Genomic DNA, 14,023 nt, shown 5'->3' on the forward strand with positions numbered 1-14,023 from the left:
TCCTCCCTTACGCGGCGGCGTTCTGGTTGGGGTTCTGCTCGTCGTCGACGCCCAGAACCTGGTTCTCGTAGCTGTGCAGGTCGCTGGTGTAGCGGCTGCGGCGGACGCCCACGCCCGCGAAGTAGATGCCCGAGAGCACGATGCCCACGATCATCAGCCAGTGGACCCAGCAGTTCTCGTGCTGGTCGGCGCCGGTGTCGGTGCCGGATGCCAACGGCGTGGAGTCGTCAGCGATGGTGGACTCGGTGCGGCCGGAGGTCAGCGGAGTGTCATCGTCGTCGATGGTCTCCTCGGTGGCCTCTTCGTCGCCCTCGTCGGTGGCGTCGTCATCGCCCGCGGCGGGAGTGGGAACTCCCGTGCCGGGGCCAGGCGTCGGCGTGCCAGGAACGTCCGGGCCGGGCGTCGGGTTGTCCGGAGTGTCCGGGCCGGGCGTCGGCGGAGTAGGTTCGTCACCACCCTGGTCGGGTGCGGCCGTAATGGTAAGCGTGCCAGGCACAACCGTCAGCGTGTAGTTGCTGGCCAGGAAGTTGCCGTTCGGGTTGTCAGCCAGAGCAAGGCTACCCTGGTTGATTGCGTACGTGCCCACTGCCTCGCCACGATCGCGGGTGAAGCCGCCGGACCAGCCGGGAATCTCACCGGCCACGACGCCGCTGTAGCGGGACGTGAACGTCGGATCAGCGGAGCCGGCAACCTTGGTCTGATCGTTGATGCGAACCACAACCTCGGCAGGATTGATCTGGTACGTGCGCTCCACGGAGCCAGCATAGTCGCCCATGCCCGTGATGGTCACCGTGATGGTGCCGGTCACGTTGGTGCGGTCGTCCGTGCTGTAGGACACGGTGTAGTCCTCGCCCTCAGTAAGCACGTTGCCCTCGGAATCGGTGACAACGGGTGCCCACGTCTGGTCGTTGCCGTTATAGGTAACGTCAGTCGGGCTGCCCACGGTCGCGCCGGTGTAGAACGGCTGGTCCGGGTTGTCCGGGTCGGGATCGCTCGGATCGGGGTCGCCAGGCTCCGGGTTGTCCGGATCGGGATCCTCGGGGTCAATCGACTGCGGGAACACGGTCAGCATGCCAGGGTTCTCAATAACCTTGTAGTTATTGCGATCGCCGGTGCTGATTTGGAAGCTGAAGGCGTTGGAACTCTGACCGACTTCGGTCTGAGAACCGTACACGTCAACGTCGATGGCGTCCTCGCCCTGCAGGCCCTGAACGTTGTAGTCGTCAGCAGTCAGCGGCGTGCCATCGAACACCTTGCTTGCGCTCGGCGTAGTGATGGTGAGCTCGACCTGCAAGATCTCATAGGTCTTCTCAACCGTACCCGCATACTGACCGATGCCCGTGATGGTCACCGTAACAGTACCAACGTTGGTCACATCATCAGAGTAGCTGACGGTGTAGTCAGCGCCCTTAGTGAGAACCTTGCCCTGCGCGTCCGTAACGACGGGCTCCCAAGCCTGGGCAGAACCGTTGTAGTACACGTCGCTCGGGTCGCTAACCGTCGCGCCGGTGTAGAACGGCTGGTCCGGGTTGTCCGGATCGGGGTCGCTCGGGTCAGGATCCTCAGGGTCGATGGACTGCGGGAACACGGTCAGCTTGCCAGGTACAACGGTAACGTTGTAGTTACCAGCCTGCGCCGTATACTCGTTGCCTTCGCCCGCGAATACCATAGTGGCATCGTTGGCGCTCTGGCCAATGGTCAGCTGACCGCTGTCGCCAAAGTCGACGCCATAGGTCTCACCCTCGACGAACGAACCGGAAGTAACCTCGTAGGTTTCATTGGTGAGCATGGTGCCGTCATAGACCTTAGAAGCGCTGTCGGTGGTGATGGTCACCGGGCGCTGCGTCACCTGAACGGTAGCGCTCACAACTGCGGAATCCTCGAAGTTGGGGTTCGTCGCCTTCACGTAGATTGTCAAGGTGCCCACGTTGGTGATGCTGGGCTTCTCAGTGGTCCAGGTCTCACCGTCCGTAGAGAACAGCAGCGTGGAGCCGGACTCGGAAGCCGTCGCATCGATGCTCAGAGGCTGGCCGTCGTAGACCTTAGTGTTGTCCGCAGCCTGCGAGGTGAGCTTCACCTCATTGCCGCCAGCGGCGGTAATGGTGAAGTTGCCCCTGTCAACCGTGTAGGCATAGTTGGCATTCTGGTTGGCAACGGTGGCGTCCAGAGCGTCCTCGTATACATCAACATTCTCATCGGTGCCTTCGCCCTCGCGGACGATGGCGATGTCGCCGAGGGTATCAACGGTCTTGGTCTCCACGTTGGTGTAGAGCGGCAATTCGGTACCCGCGAGCACCACGGAGTAGCCGTTGTAGTCCTCGGGATCCTTCTCGCGGTACACCTTGGTGGAGTCATTCACCAGGATGGTCGCCTTAGCAGGAGCAATCTGGAAGGTCTGAGCAACCTCACCAGAGTAGTTGTTGATGCCCTTCACGGTAACAGTCGCAGGGCTGTCCTCAGACGTAGCGTTGACGTTGTTGTCGTAGGTGACAACGTAGTCGCCCGTCACGCCACCATCAGTGCTAGCAATAAGTTTGTTGCCGTCGGAGTCAGTTACGACAATCTCAGGCAGCTGGTAGTCGCCATCGTACGTCTGGTCGGCAGGCGCGGAGATCTTAACGCCCGGGTTGGAGGGATCGTCAGGATCAATCGACTGCGTCGTGATGGTGCCGGTAGCCGTCACCTCAACGAGCTCGTAATTGCCCGCGTCCTCTCCGGTCAGGCCGGTCAACGCAATCAGGCCGCCCTCGTTGCTCGTGACTAGAGGCTCGTCCTCATGCTTGTCGGCCTTAGCATACGCAGCATCTGCCTTGGCAATAGCGCCAACACTGATGTCGTCACCATTGACCACGCCGGACTGGGGTGCACTCGTGGCACCAAGCGTCAGAATCACATCCTCAAGCAGAGCATCCGTGCCGTCGTACGTCTTCATGGCAGAGCCAGAAGCGGTCACCGGGCGCGGGTTGATGGTCAGCTTGCCGTCGACGCTCTCGCCGAAGGTGTAGCTCTTGGTGACGTCGGTCTCGCCGCGCATGACCTTGTAGGAGGTCACGGCGTTCTTGCCCTCGTCGCCCACGTTGGTGGCGGAGCCCTCGACGGTCACGACCAGCTTGTCGCCCTCGAGCAGGATGTCCTCGGCGTTGGAGGTCCAGCCGTCGTCGGTGAGCGCGGCGCCGTCGTAGACCTTGTCGGCGGAGTCGGCCGTGATGACGATGGTGCCCTCGACGCCGGTGATGGTCAGCGTGCCGGCGACGGTGGTGACGGTGTAGTTGGCCGTCACGTCGTTGCCGTCGGCGTCGGTGATCTCGACGTCGTCCTTGCCGGTGATGGTGCCGGGGTAGGTGCCGGCGACGGTGCCCTTGGCGGACGCCTTGACGTTGGAGGTCTGGCCGGAGACCAGGCCGGTGCCCTCGCCGTCGTTGGTGGTGACGCCGGTCAGCTCGATCTCGGAGCCGGTGTAGTCGCGCGTGGCGGACTCGCCGGTGAAGGTCACCGGGCGCTTATTAATCTTAAACTGGCCAGGGTTAACGGTAACCGTAAAGCGATCGGTCACGTCATTGCCGTCAGCATCGATGACTTGGAGGTTATCCCTATTGACTTCGGTGTCTACAGCTTCACCCATCGCGTTAGCGCCGGAAGCAGTCGAAGTCACGCCCTTAACATAATAGGTTTGGCCATCGACATTCACAGAAACGCCGTTCTCGGTTTCATTTTCAAAACCAGAAACTGATTGCTTGGAACCGTTATAGACGAGGTCGATTGCAGACTTACCAGTGATGGAAACTTCCATCTTCTTGGCGAAATGCGCCGTATAAGTCGCATCCTCCTTGACGTTCTGAGGAGCGAACTTCGCGTCGGTACTTACCTCTTTGCCCTCAGCATCGGTCCAGTTAACGAAGTAATAGCCCTCGCTGGGAGTAGCGGTGGAGCCATTGGCGTTTTCACCGTACTTGACCGTCTCGGATTCCGGGTCAACCTGACCGCCGTTTTCGGCCTTATAGTTAACAGTAAATTCCTTCTTGGTGAGTTTTACGGTAACGGTTGCGCCGCCGGGGACGTTGTCCAGCATCCAGCTATCGCCGCTGCCCTTCAACTCGAACTTCGCAACCTTGCTGTTGTCGACTTCACCAACCGTATCATTGGTTTTATCAGACACAACATCAACGTCATAGCCTTCAGGTACGTCGATATTAAGCGCGATATCTGCGCAGTTCAGATTGTCGTAGGTATACGTAATCTTGAGATTATCGCCGTCAGGGGCCGCATTGAAGTTATCTGTGCCGCCGCCAGCTGTGTATTCCGTTGCCTCAACAATGCCATTAGCCGAAACGGGCGTACCGTCTTTCTCCACTTTCACGGTAATAGCGTCGCCATCAAAAGTGACCTGGGTGAACTTCGCCGTGAAAGAGCCGCCCGTAAACACGCCTTCGTCATTCTTGATGGGCGTCAGCGTGTCGCCTTCAAGCTTAACGCCGTTTGCGGCAGCATTTTCGGTTGTAATCTCTTCGCCATCAGAGTTGTACCAGCCGGCAAACTCATAATATTCATTAGCTGTCGGAGTAGAGCCCTTCGGCTCGCCCGTGTCGGGTTTGACGCTGTCCCTGTAATTACTCAGGGTACCGCCTTCATCCGGATCAACCGAGTATGTGTAAACTACGGCGTCCTTCTCTTGCCAGATTGCGTAGAGGGTGACGCTGCTACCGGGCATCTCAAAGCTATTGGTGCCGTCCTCGGTATAGGTCGGAGTTGTGGCGCTAGAGTCAGTATCCCACCCCAAGAATGTATAGCCGGCCTTGCTAGGAATGGCGGTGAAGTCGACGTCGACAGTCGCACCCTCCATGTACTGCTTACTGGTAGGCACGTAATTTGAGCCGCCATTCGGATTGTACGAAACCCAATGCTCGGCCTTGTCAACAATTACGCCATCGACATGGTAGTGGTCGCCGCTCTTCTTGATTACATACCAGACAATCTCCTGCGTCTCAGGGTCGTAGCTCATCCTGTTTTCGCCAGTATGAGTCCGATTCCACTCTTGAATTTTCGCCTGAATAGTAGCGTCACTCGGCGCCTCGTTGATGTTCGCCGCTACAAGTGCATTGTTGTTGTTGATTGCGACTCCCTGTTTGATGGAGCCCCGCATACCCGTACCGCAGCCTCCGGGGAAGTAGCCAGCGCCGCCACCGCCGATATTCGCATCGGGCTCGTAGGGAATGTCGCCCTTGATGCGGAGGAAGAACTCTGCGCGAACGTTGTCCTCTGCATCGTCATCCGCCCAAATGGCGTAATACGTCTCTCCGTTGCTAACAGTAATCTCCTGCGGCGTATACGTCAGATTCTGACCGGTCTTATCAGTGGACCACCCGACGAAGGTGTAGCCGTCCCTGCTGAATCCACTCTCCTCAAGCGTGGGGAGGGACATCCTATAATTGCCGTTCTCTATCTCAGAGGTGGTCTTAGTGAAGCCCTCTCCCTGCCCGCCATTCGGATCGAAGGTGACGGTGATCTCGGAGACCTCAACATGAACGCGGAGGATTTCTTCGCCATTACATGTAATAACAGCGTCGCCGGGAGCAACCGCGGTGACCGTCTGGGTGTTGTTTTGGCTGAATCTGCCAGACGTCGTTACGGTCGCCACCTTGGTGTTCGACGACCTCCAGTTGTGGCTATGAAACCATCCGTCATCGTTGCAGGTCACATCCGTTTCGTCTCCGACATTCATGTCCTTGGTAGCGGCACGCGCAGCCTGAGCGCTCGCAGCGGTAACCGCAGAAACCTGGATGTTGGATCCCTCGATAACCTGCTCGGCAGGAATGGTATAAACGCCGTCCTCGCCGGAAACCTCAGAGGTCTCGCCGGCGTCCGTCACGGTGACGCTCTCGAGCTCGTAATCCTCGGCAGGCTCGACGGTCAGGGCGAGGTCCTCGTCAGCTGCAACCTCAACGTCCTGGGACTCGGAGACCTTCTGTTCCTCGCCCTCGGCGTTGGTCAGGGTGACGGTGCTATTCTCGATCCCAACGGAAAGGGTGACAGCATTGTTGGCCTCTTCGGAGCCTTCCTCGGTTTCTTCTTCAGTTGCCTCCTCGGAGCCCTCTTCGGTTGCGGACTCTTCCTCGGTTGCTTCTTCTTCGTTCTCCACGACCTCGGTGGTCACGTCGATCTCGAGCCCGTCAGCCACGTTGGCGGCGTCCACCACGTAGGTGTCGCCGGCCTTTTCGGTCAGCTGGATTTCGGCGCCGTTGCTTTTCGCCTTGACCGTATCAAGCGTGTAGCCGTCTGCTGCGACGGCCTTGAACTCGAGCTTCTTCTGGGCGTCAACCTTGACACTGGGCGTGCCGCTGACGACGTTTTTGTTGTTGTCGCTCTTGATGACCAGCGACGCGTTGTTCAGCTTCAGCTTGACGGTTGCGTCAGCGGGCGCGGCCTGCTCGGACTGGTCCTTGTCCTGCGCGGGCTTGGCTGCCTCGGAGGATTCGGTGCTCGAAGAGCCCTTGTCGCTCGAGGTTGCTGCGTTGTTCTGGGATTCCTTCGCGGGAGCGGGATCTGCCGCGGACTCGGGTTCGGGCTCCGGTGCGGGCTCAGGCTCGGGCTCGACGACCTCCTGGGTTGCCGGCTCGGCGGCCTGCGGCTCCTGCGCTGCGGGCTGGGCGGGTTCTGTCACCTCCTGCGCCGCGTCGGTCGACGACGTGTCAGCGGACGCCTCGGTGGCGCCGCGGTCGTCGATAGACTCCTGGTATGGAGTTGTGGAATTGCCCTCCTCGCCTGTGGCGAATGCGGCTACGTTGACCAGCGACGTAGCCAGGAGGATGGATACGAACACGGCCAGGACCTTGCCGACAAACGTATCCTTAAGTTCGATTAGCCTCATCATGCCGATACACCTCTACTAGCTTGCAACGACTTTTTGCTTATCCAGCTGTGGGCTAACGTGCTTATTACGTTGTCGGACGTGCCTGTGAATTCGTGAGTCGCGGGGTTCTACATCTGGTTTGCTACAGATATACACCAGTAGCTTAACACGTTAGCGGTGGTTTGTTCCCAAAAGTTTCTCGGTGATACTGTATTTTTCTCGCGATTGGCGCCCTCGCGTCGTCCGGGTGGGTGCTTTCGGGGTGCGCGAGGGGTTGCGGAGGGCTGATTTGCGCTGCGAGAGCGGCGCGCCCGAGGGTGCTTTTGCCGGGCGGCGTCCGGCTCCACGCGAGCGCGGGGCGCTGCGGGCACCCGCCCCCAAACGCGAGCGTACGGGGACCCGCTGCCCGGCACGGGCACGGAGCACCGCAAGCATCCGCCCCAAACGCGAGAGCAATACGCCACAGGCACCTGCCCCAAACACGAGCGCGCTATATGGTATCAGATTGGTAGCATTTTCCTGTGTGGGGAATTGATGACGCCGTGTGATGTCGGGGAGCGGCGGCGCCAGTGGTTTGGTGTCTCCTTGCCCATCGCCCGCCGGCAAGATTCCGGCAAGGTTCCCGCAAGGTTTTGGGGAGATGTCGAGGGGCTGGCGGCGATGTTTCAATCCGCCCGCAACGGCCACATCCGCAAGATTCCACATGCTCGCACACCCCTCTTCCGCATAATCCGCGCCGCAAAACACGCATCCACCGGCAAGGGTTCTGCAAGGTTTCCAAGCTAGGATGGATTCATAGAAACGCCTGGTAGACCTTGCGAAAGGATCCGATAACAATGCAGGAATGTAGCCGCCATCTTGTCCCCGATGACAAAGACGGGCTCCGATTCCCGGAAAATCGTCCCGGTCAGCCTTTCTCCCAGCAAACCGACCAATATCCAAAAGAACACTTTGCCGCCGAGGAGCGACTCGTCGCATTGAGCCCACAGAGCAACGCATTTTCGGTGTCCCCTGTGGTAAACACCAAGGAGTATCACGACGCGTTCGAGCGTATGCCCCTCGCCAAGCCTGTTCGCGAAGGTGCATATCAACAGGCGGGCCGCATCCTCCAGGCTGCCGACGGCACCGACTACGAATACATGGCTGCAATAGACGCAAGAGATGGGCGCCTCGTGGTAGACAACTTGGCACGAGAACCTTCTCGCAAACAGACCACATTTTCGGCAGAAGAGGCGTCCATTGCCTCCAATCACCGAGGTGCGCTGGTCATCATTCACAACCACCCATCAAGCAGTCCGCCATCCTTCACGGACTTCGTCATGGCATCATGGAATAACCAGGTGTTCGGCTCAATTGTTATTGGCCATGACGGCAGCGTATGGTTCATTTCCATCAATGACAACAAGGTGTTTGACCTGATCATGGAGTTGAGATTTAAATATAGAGACGCCTACGGCGACTTCTCGGAAATCAAGGCCGTCGACGATCTCATCAGCTATAATGAGCGTCGTGATCTATTCATTTTTCGAAAGGAAAGATGATGAATTCGCATGAGAAACAATTTGTGGAGCCAGTGGATTGCTGGGCAATCGACGACACATCCTGCTTTCTTGACCCCAAAGACATGCCCCAAGTTCCCCCTGAGGTGGAAGAGCGGCTCCATGCGGAAGCGATTGCCATCCTTGACTCCATGCTAGAGGAAAGCAAGGAGCGCTCCATAGCGTAGCCGCAGAATGCGCGGCACACCACCAGCGCAGCCCCGCAACATCCAGCGCCGTCCTTATTCGGGCGGCGTTTTTGCTTACCAAGCATTTGCCACTTGTCAAAAAGGCTCGAATCGTTTCGGGGACAATAGGGCCAAGGCTCCGGGTTGAGGTCAACGGTGGTATACTGATATAACTGACATTGTGTCAGAAGATTTGCCTGCGCCTGCTCACGCAGCGCGATCCTGGCACATGCCACGTTGTCCAAAAATGACGTTTTCACCTATCGGCAGCAACAGAGAGCGAGGAAAACGCATGGCATCCAAAGTCTATTTCACCCGCGAAATCACTCCTGAAAAAGTGGTCGAAATCTATCACAAGCTGGGCATTCAGCTGCCGGGCAAGGTGGCCGTGAAGGTTCATTCCGGCGAGAAGGGCAATCAGAACTATCTGCATCCCGAGTTTTGGAAGCCCATGGTGGAGGAAGTCGGCGGCACCATCGTCGAGTGCAACACCGCATACGGCGACGCGGCGGGCGGCGTGCGCGACAACACCGAGTCGCACCTGAAGCTCATCGAGGAGCACGGCTGGAACAAATACTTCGACGTGGATCTCATGGATGCCGAAGGCCCCGACCTGGTGTGGCCCATCGAGGGCGGCAAGCAGCTCAAGGAAAATCTCGTGGGCAAAAACATCGTGAACTACGATTCCATGCTGGTGCTGGCCCACTTCAAGGGACATCCGGCGGGTGGCTACGGCGGCGCGCTCAAGCAGCTGTCCATCGGCTGCGCTAGCCGTGCGGGCAAGGCGCTTATCCATTCCGCCGGCGCAACCGACGACCGCTATAAGTGCTGGGAGCAGCACGCCAGCAACGTCGCGTTTCCCGAGGCCATGGCCGATGCCGCGATGACGGTGCACCAGCATTTCGCCGGCAAGATCGCCTACGTCAACGTGATGGCGAACCTCTCGGTCGACTGCGACTGTGTGGGCTTCGGCAATGCCGAGGATCCGTGCATGGCCGACATCGGCATTCTGGCGTCGCTTGACCCGGTGGCCATCGACCAGGCGTGCATTGACCTGGTGATGCAGTCCGACGATCCCGGCCGCGACCACTTCATGGAGCGCGTGAACAGCCGCAACGGCATCCACACCATCGAGACCGCCGCCGAACTTGGCTACGGCTCGCGCAAGTACGAGCTGATTGAGTTTTAGGAGCTGCAGGATTCCCTGCACGCCCGATAAGATGCTCGCGGCGCAACCCGCAGGCGCAGCTCACGCCGGACGGCCCACACGATGCACCAGCGCTGAGAGGGGATCGCTGATCTTCGCCCTTACAGAACGGACCTCGATAATTCGGGGTCCGTTTTTTGGTGCGAACAAGCACTGCACGATTGAAAGCACCTTTTGACGCAATCCATCTTGGCAAGATTTCGGCAAGGTTTTGAAGAAAGACCGAGGAGAACCAACAATCTTTCCTGCAAAATCACGGGAGAATTGAGCAAGATTTCACACCCAAGCGATGAGCACTTCCGCAAGATTCTACGCACCCGCACACCCCCGCCGCGCATAATCCGCGCCGCAAAAACCGAATGCACGGGAAAGGGTCCGGCAAGGTTTGCAAGCTAAGCTTATCCCATAGAGCAGACGCATATAGCGAGCCACCGCCCATTCCAGTCACGGAGCCATCGGCACGCAAATACAAGCTGCTCCTAAATAAATGAACCGACTCAGGGAGCAGCCATGTCACCGATCTTCCTCACCCACGACACAGCCCGCCGATTTTGGCAGCTCACCACCGACCCGAATCGCTGGAAGCGTTCGCGTCGAATCACCTGGCCACGCGATACTCCGACTTCCCCTACCCGCACCTCACTCGATGAAGCTATTCTCGCACTCGACAAGATGGGCGTTATGGAGCTGGGTAAACCCATCGATGTGCTAGTTGATTCGGACGCATCCCGACGCCACATACCTGGAATCACCTGCCACATCTGCAAAGCATCACTCCCGGAAAACTCGTTTGTCAGAATTGCGCCCGGTATCTTTGTCGCATCGCCTGAGCTGCTGTTCGTGCAAGAAGTGGCAAGGTTAGACTTTCCAAATACCGTTCTTTTGGGGTTCGAATTCTGCGGCAGATACAGCGTTCCCCCGATACGCAACCTCTCGCTCCTCGAACATCAAGACCAAACCGCAGCTGAGGATTTTCGCAACCGAGGCTTCTTCAATCGTCCGCCGATTTCCAGCGTCGAGCGTTTGTCGGCATTTCTGGCCAAAACCAAACGCTTGCACGGCAAGAAAAACGCGCTGGATGCGATCCCCCACATTCTCAACGAATCCGCTTCGCCAATGGAGTCAGTGTGCGCGATGCTCCTGTGCCTCCCTGTTTTCCGCGGCGGTTTTGGCATCGAGCAACCCCTTTTGAATGCTCGCGTCGATATGAAGGGCAAGCTTGCACCTCTTGCAGCATTCGGCAGCTACGAATGCGATATGCTTTGGCCCCAAGCCAACCTTGCAATCGAATACGACAGCGAGCTCGAACATTCCGGCGAACGTCGAATTGCGAAGGACTCCCGTAAAAGAGCCGACCTTGCAGCGGCCAACATTTCGGTGATTACCGTAACAAAGCAACAGGTCATGGGCGTCGCGTCCATGGAGCAGATTGCGCGTAAGGTTGCTAAGCTCACGGGCAAGCGCATACGCAAGGGGACGTTTGGCCTTACGGATGCGAGAATCGCCCTGCGTAAAGCAATTCTTTGGGACAGACTGAACCGATTAAAACATGAGCGCTGGGAAGAGCAGCGGCGATTGACTGGCTCCGCCCAGCACCCCGCCCCCTAGCCATGCTCCAAGCGGTACCCATCGTTTTCACGCGCCCAGACTGCTGCTGGCATTCGCGGTCATGTACAACGATTTTCGCGAAAAACGCCACTTTTCTCGAGTTACGAACTCCGCGTACAAGACAATTACGCCTCGATGCTCGTATTCGAGAACCATCTTGATCGCTCCATATGAGACAGACAATTCCAAAAGACCTGTGACCTGGGAAAACTCGCGTGTTTCGAAAATGGGGCTCTTTCCGCAAGAGGCGCCCAACAAGCAGGAACGAAACAGCGCGTCATTTTTCAGCGCCGTAAGGCTCATTTAGGGTTCGTAACTCGAGAAAAGTGGCGTTTTTGGAGCCAACCGTTGTACGCGAGGTTCGCAACTCGATATTTTTGGCGCCTCGTCGGGCGAGGTGGTCACGGTTCCGGGAGAGCCGCGGTTTTCGGCGGACACGAGCCCGCAAGCGCTGCAGTGGCCTGGGACCGCAAGAACTGCGGCGAGGGAGCCGCGGTTTTCGGCGGCGGTGAGCCCGCGACCGCGACAAGCCTGTGGCGGCCGCAACCACCGGGGGCACGGTTCTTCGGCGGCGGCGATCCCGCGGCGGCCGTAACCACCGGAGGAGCCGCGGTTTTTCGGCGGCCGCAGCCTTCAGAGGCCGCGGCCCCGCACTGGTTGCTGCGGCCTTCCTTACTTACAGCCCTTCGGCTTCGAAGCGTTTGGTGAGCGCTTCTTGGTGCACGGCGAACTGCAGGGCCGTCTCTTTCTCCACGCGACCCTGTTTTACCAGGTCGAACAGGCTCTGATCCATCGTGCGCATCCCGGAGGCACCGCCCGCGGCGATCACGCTGTCGATCTGGTGCGTCTTTTCCTCGCGAATCAGATTGCGAATCGCATGGTTGGCGCACATGATTTCGAACGCGGGCGCCACCGAGCCGTCCACCGTGGGCACCAGTTGCTGACTCACCACGGCCTGCAGCGACATGGAAAGCTGGATGCGAATCTGGCGCTGCTGGCTGGGCGGGAACGCGTCCACGATGCGGTCGACCGTGCTTGCCGCGCCCGTGGTGTGCAGCGTCGAGAAGATGAGCTGCGCCGTTTCGGCCGCGGTGACCGCCGTGCCGATGGTGTCGGCGTCGCGCATCTCGCCCAGCAGGATTACGTCGGGGCTTTCGCGCATGGCGCTGCGCAGCGCCTCGGAATACGTGGCGACGTCGGTAGGCACCTCGCGCTGCGTCACGATGCAGCTCTCGTGCCTGTGCACGTATTCGATCGGATCTTCCATGGTGATGATGTGTCCCTGGCGCGTGTGGTTCAGGCGGTCGATGATGCACGCGAGCGTGGTGGACTTACCGGAGCCTGCGGGGCCCGTGACCAGCACCAATCCTTTTTGGAAGTCCGCGCACGACAGCACTTCCTCGGGAATGCCGAACGCCGCCGGGTCGGGCAGACCAAAGGGAATCACGCGAATGACGGAGGCAAGCGACCCGCGCTGGCGGAACACGTTGGCGCGGAAGCGGCCGATGCCGGGCAGCGCGAACGAGAAATCGTCGTCGTGGTTCACGTTGGCGGCGAAAACGCCCATGTCGCGGCGAGCCGCTTCGTAGACGCTGCGCACGAACTGCTCGGTGTCGGCGGGCATGAGCGGCGCGGCATCGGCGCGAACCTGGCGGCCATCGACGCGGTAGGTGAACGGCAGGCCGGGCACCACGAATACGTCGGAGGCCTTGGCGTCTACCATTTGCTTCAGGATGTCCTTGAGTTCCATGGGTGCTTTCTCCTTTATCGTTTGGGCAGGTCGGGGGCGGGTTGAGGATTAAGAGTGGTGGTCGGGGTCGGGATTTGCAGGTTGATTGGGTTCGGCAGGTCAGTTGGGTCGGTCGAAATCGGGGGCGAACGGAATAGGAGGTGGACGAGGACGGGTAAGTCAGTGGGCGGTCGGGGACGGGAAGTCGGGGTCAGGGCGGTCGGGGGCGAAACCTGGCGAAGCGATTAGCTGCTTTGCCAGAGCTTGGTTTCTTCGGGTTCTTGGTTCCATGCGGTGGTCACGGCCCAACGCTCAAGCGAGTACGTAAGGTCGTCGCGCACGGTAAGCTCCACGTCGAGCGTGCGGCCATCCTCCGTCGAGAACGTCATGCGCACGGAGGCGCCATTTACGGACGATTCCGCGGTGCAGCCATCTGCCACCTGTCCCTGGGGGAGCACGGCGGAAACAGCCTCCATGGCCGCATCAAGGTCAGGGGCGGATACAGCCGAGGCTTCAGACGCAGATGGCGCGGCAGATTCAGCGTCTTGCTCAGCGTTTGCAGCGCCCTGCTCGCCACGTGTGGATCCCGAATCGTTTTCCGCTTCCGCATTCTCGGCGGACATGGCCGCGGTGGCGTCCGCATCGCCCCACTCGGCATCCACGGTGGTTACCTCCCGGGCGGACGCAGCCTTGGCAAGCGCGGCGTCGATGTCGGCGAGGGCCTGAGCCGCGGCCGCATCGTTCACGTAGGCGCTCCGCGTGAAATCCGCCTGGGCCTGCGCCTCCGTGTACGAAGCGTGCGCAGTTGCGGCAGAAAGCACCGCCAGCACGGCAAGCCCCAGAATAACCACCAGCGCAAACACACTCACGGGGCCGATGCGCACCGAGCCTTTCTCACGCGCCATG

General features: G+C 59.4%; 7 protein-coding genes. 4 read left to right on the forward strand and 3 right to left on the reverse strand.

Going from position 1 to position 14,023, the window contains the following annotated elements; all coding sequences use genetic code 11:
* Positions 1 to 7: 7 nt before the first annotated feature.
* Positions 8 to 6,868, reverse strand: a complete 6,861-nt coding sequence (locus tag Q0J60_RS02795) for an InlB B-repeat-containing protein (protein ID WP_294438713.1) — start codon at positions 6,866 to 6,868, stop codon at positions 8 to 10.
* 815 nt (positions 6,869 to 7,683) lie between these two features.
* Between Q0J60_RS02795 and Q0J60_RS02800 the strand changes: the two genes are divergently transcribed.
* The 4 genes from Q0J60_RS02800 to Q0J60_RS02815 all read left to right on the forward strand — a co-directional run bounded on the left by Q0J60_RS02800 (position 7,684) and on the right by Q0J60_RS02815 (position 11,388).
* Complete coding sequence (locus Q0J60_RS02800; RefSeq protein WP_294438714.1) at positions 7,684 to 8,388, forward strand: hypothetical protein; 705 nt, start codon at positions 7,684 to 7,686, stop codon at positions 8,386 to 8,388.
* On the forward strand, positions 8,388 to 8,573 hold the full coding sequence (locus tag Q0J60_RS02805) for a hypothetical protein (protein ID WP_294438715.1): 186 nt from the start codon (positions 8,388 to 8,390) through the stop codon (positions 8,571 to 8,573). The genes Q0J60_RS02800 and Q0J60_RS02805 overlap by 1 nt, the downstream gene beginning before the upstream one ends.
* Positions 8,574 to 8,865: 292 nt before the next feature.
* Positions 8,866 to 9,762, forward strand: a complete 897-nt coding sequence (locus tag Q0J60_RS02810; RefSeq protein ID WP_294438716.1) for a DUF362 domain-containing protein — start codon at positions 8,866 to 8,868, stop codon at positions 9,760 to 9,762.
* 528 nt (positions 9,763 to 10,290) lie between these two features.
* Positions 10,291 to 11,388 carry a hypothetical protein gene (locus Q0J60_RS02815; protein WP_294438717.1) on the forward strand — a complete coding sequence of 366 codons (1,098 nt, stop codon included), beginning with the start codon at positions 10,291 to 10,293 and terminating at the stop codon, positions 11,386 to 11,388.
* A gap of 676 nt (positions 11,389 to 12,064) precedes the next feature.
* Here the strand turns inward: Q0J60_RS02815 and Q0J60_RS02820 are convergent.
* A complete protein-coding gene (locus tag Q0J60_RS02820; RefSeq protein ID WP_294438718.1) occupies positions 12,065 to 13,138 on the reverse strand; it encodes a type IV pilus twitching motility protein PilT in 1,074 nt (357 codons plus the stop codon).
* Positions 13,139 to 13,362: 224 nt separating this feature from the next.
* The gene (locus Q0J60_RS02825) at positions 13,363 to 14,022 is read right to left on the reverse strand and encodes a hypothetical protein (protein ID WP_294438719.1); all 660 of its coding nucleotides are present in this window, start codon (positions 14,020 to 14,022) and stop codon (positions 13,363 to 13,365) included.
* Position 14,023 lies beyond the last annotated feature (1 nt).

It is taken from the genome of uncultured Slackia sp. (genome assembly GCF_944321625.1).
Lineage (GTDB): Bacteria > Actinomycetota > Coriobacteriia > Coriobacteriales > Eggerthellaceae > Slackia.

Coding starts and splice junctions, on each gene's coding strand:
- Q0J60_RS02820 (WP_294438718.1), bottom strand. CDS start 13,138: ATGGAACTCAAGGACATCCTGAAGCAAATGGTAGACGCCAAGGCCTCC.
- Q0J60_RS02825 (WP_294438719.1), bottom strand. CDS start 14,022: ATGGCGCGTGAGAAAGGCTCGGTGCGCATCGGCCCCGTGAGTGTGTTT.
- Q0J60_RS02810 (WP_294438716.1), top strand. CDS start 8,866: ATGGCATCCAAAGTCTATTTCACCCGCGAAATCACTCCTGAAAAAGTG.
- Q0J60_RS02800 (WP_294438714.1), top strand. CDS start 7,684: ATGCAGGAATGTAGCCGCCATCTTGTCCCCGATGACAAAGACGGGCTC.
- Q0J60_RS02805 (WP_294438715.1), top strand. CDS start 8,388: ATGAATTCGCATGAGAAACAATTTGTGGAGCCAGTGGATTGCTGGGCA.
- Q0J60_RS02815 (WP_294438717.1), top strand. CDS start 10,291: ATGTCACCGATCTTCCTCACCCACGACACAGCCCGCCGATTTTGGCAG.
- Q0J60_RS02795 (WP_294438713.1), bottom strand. CDS start 6,868: ATGATGAGGCTAATCGAACTTAAGGATACGTTTGTCGGCAAGGTCCTG.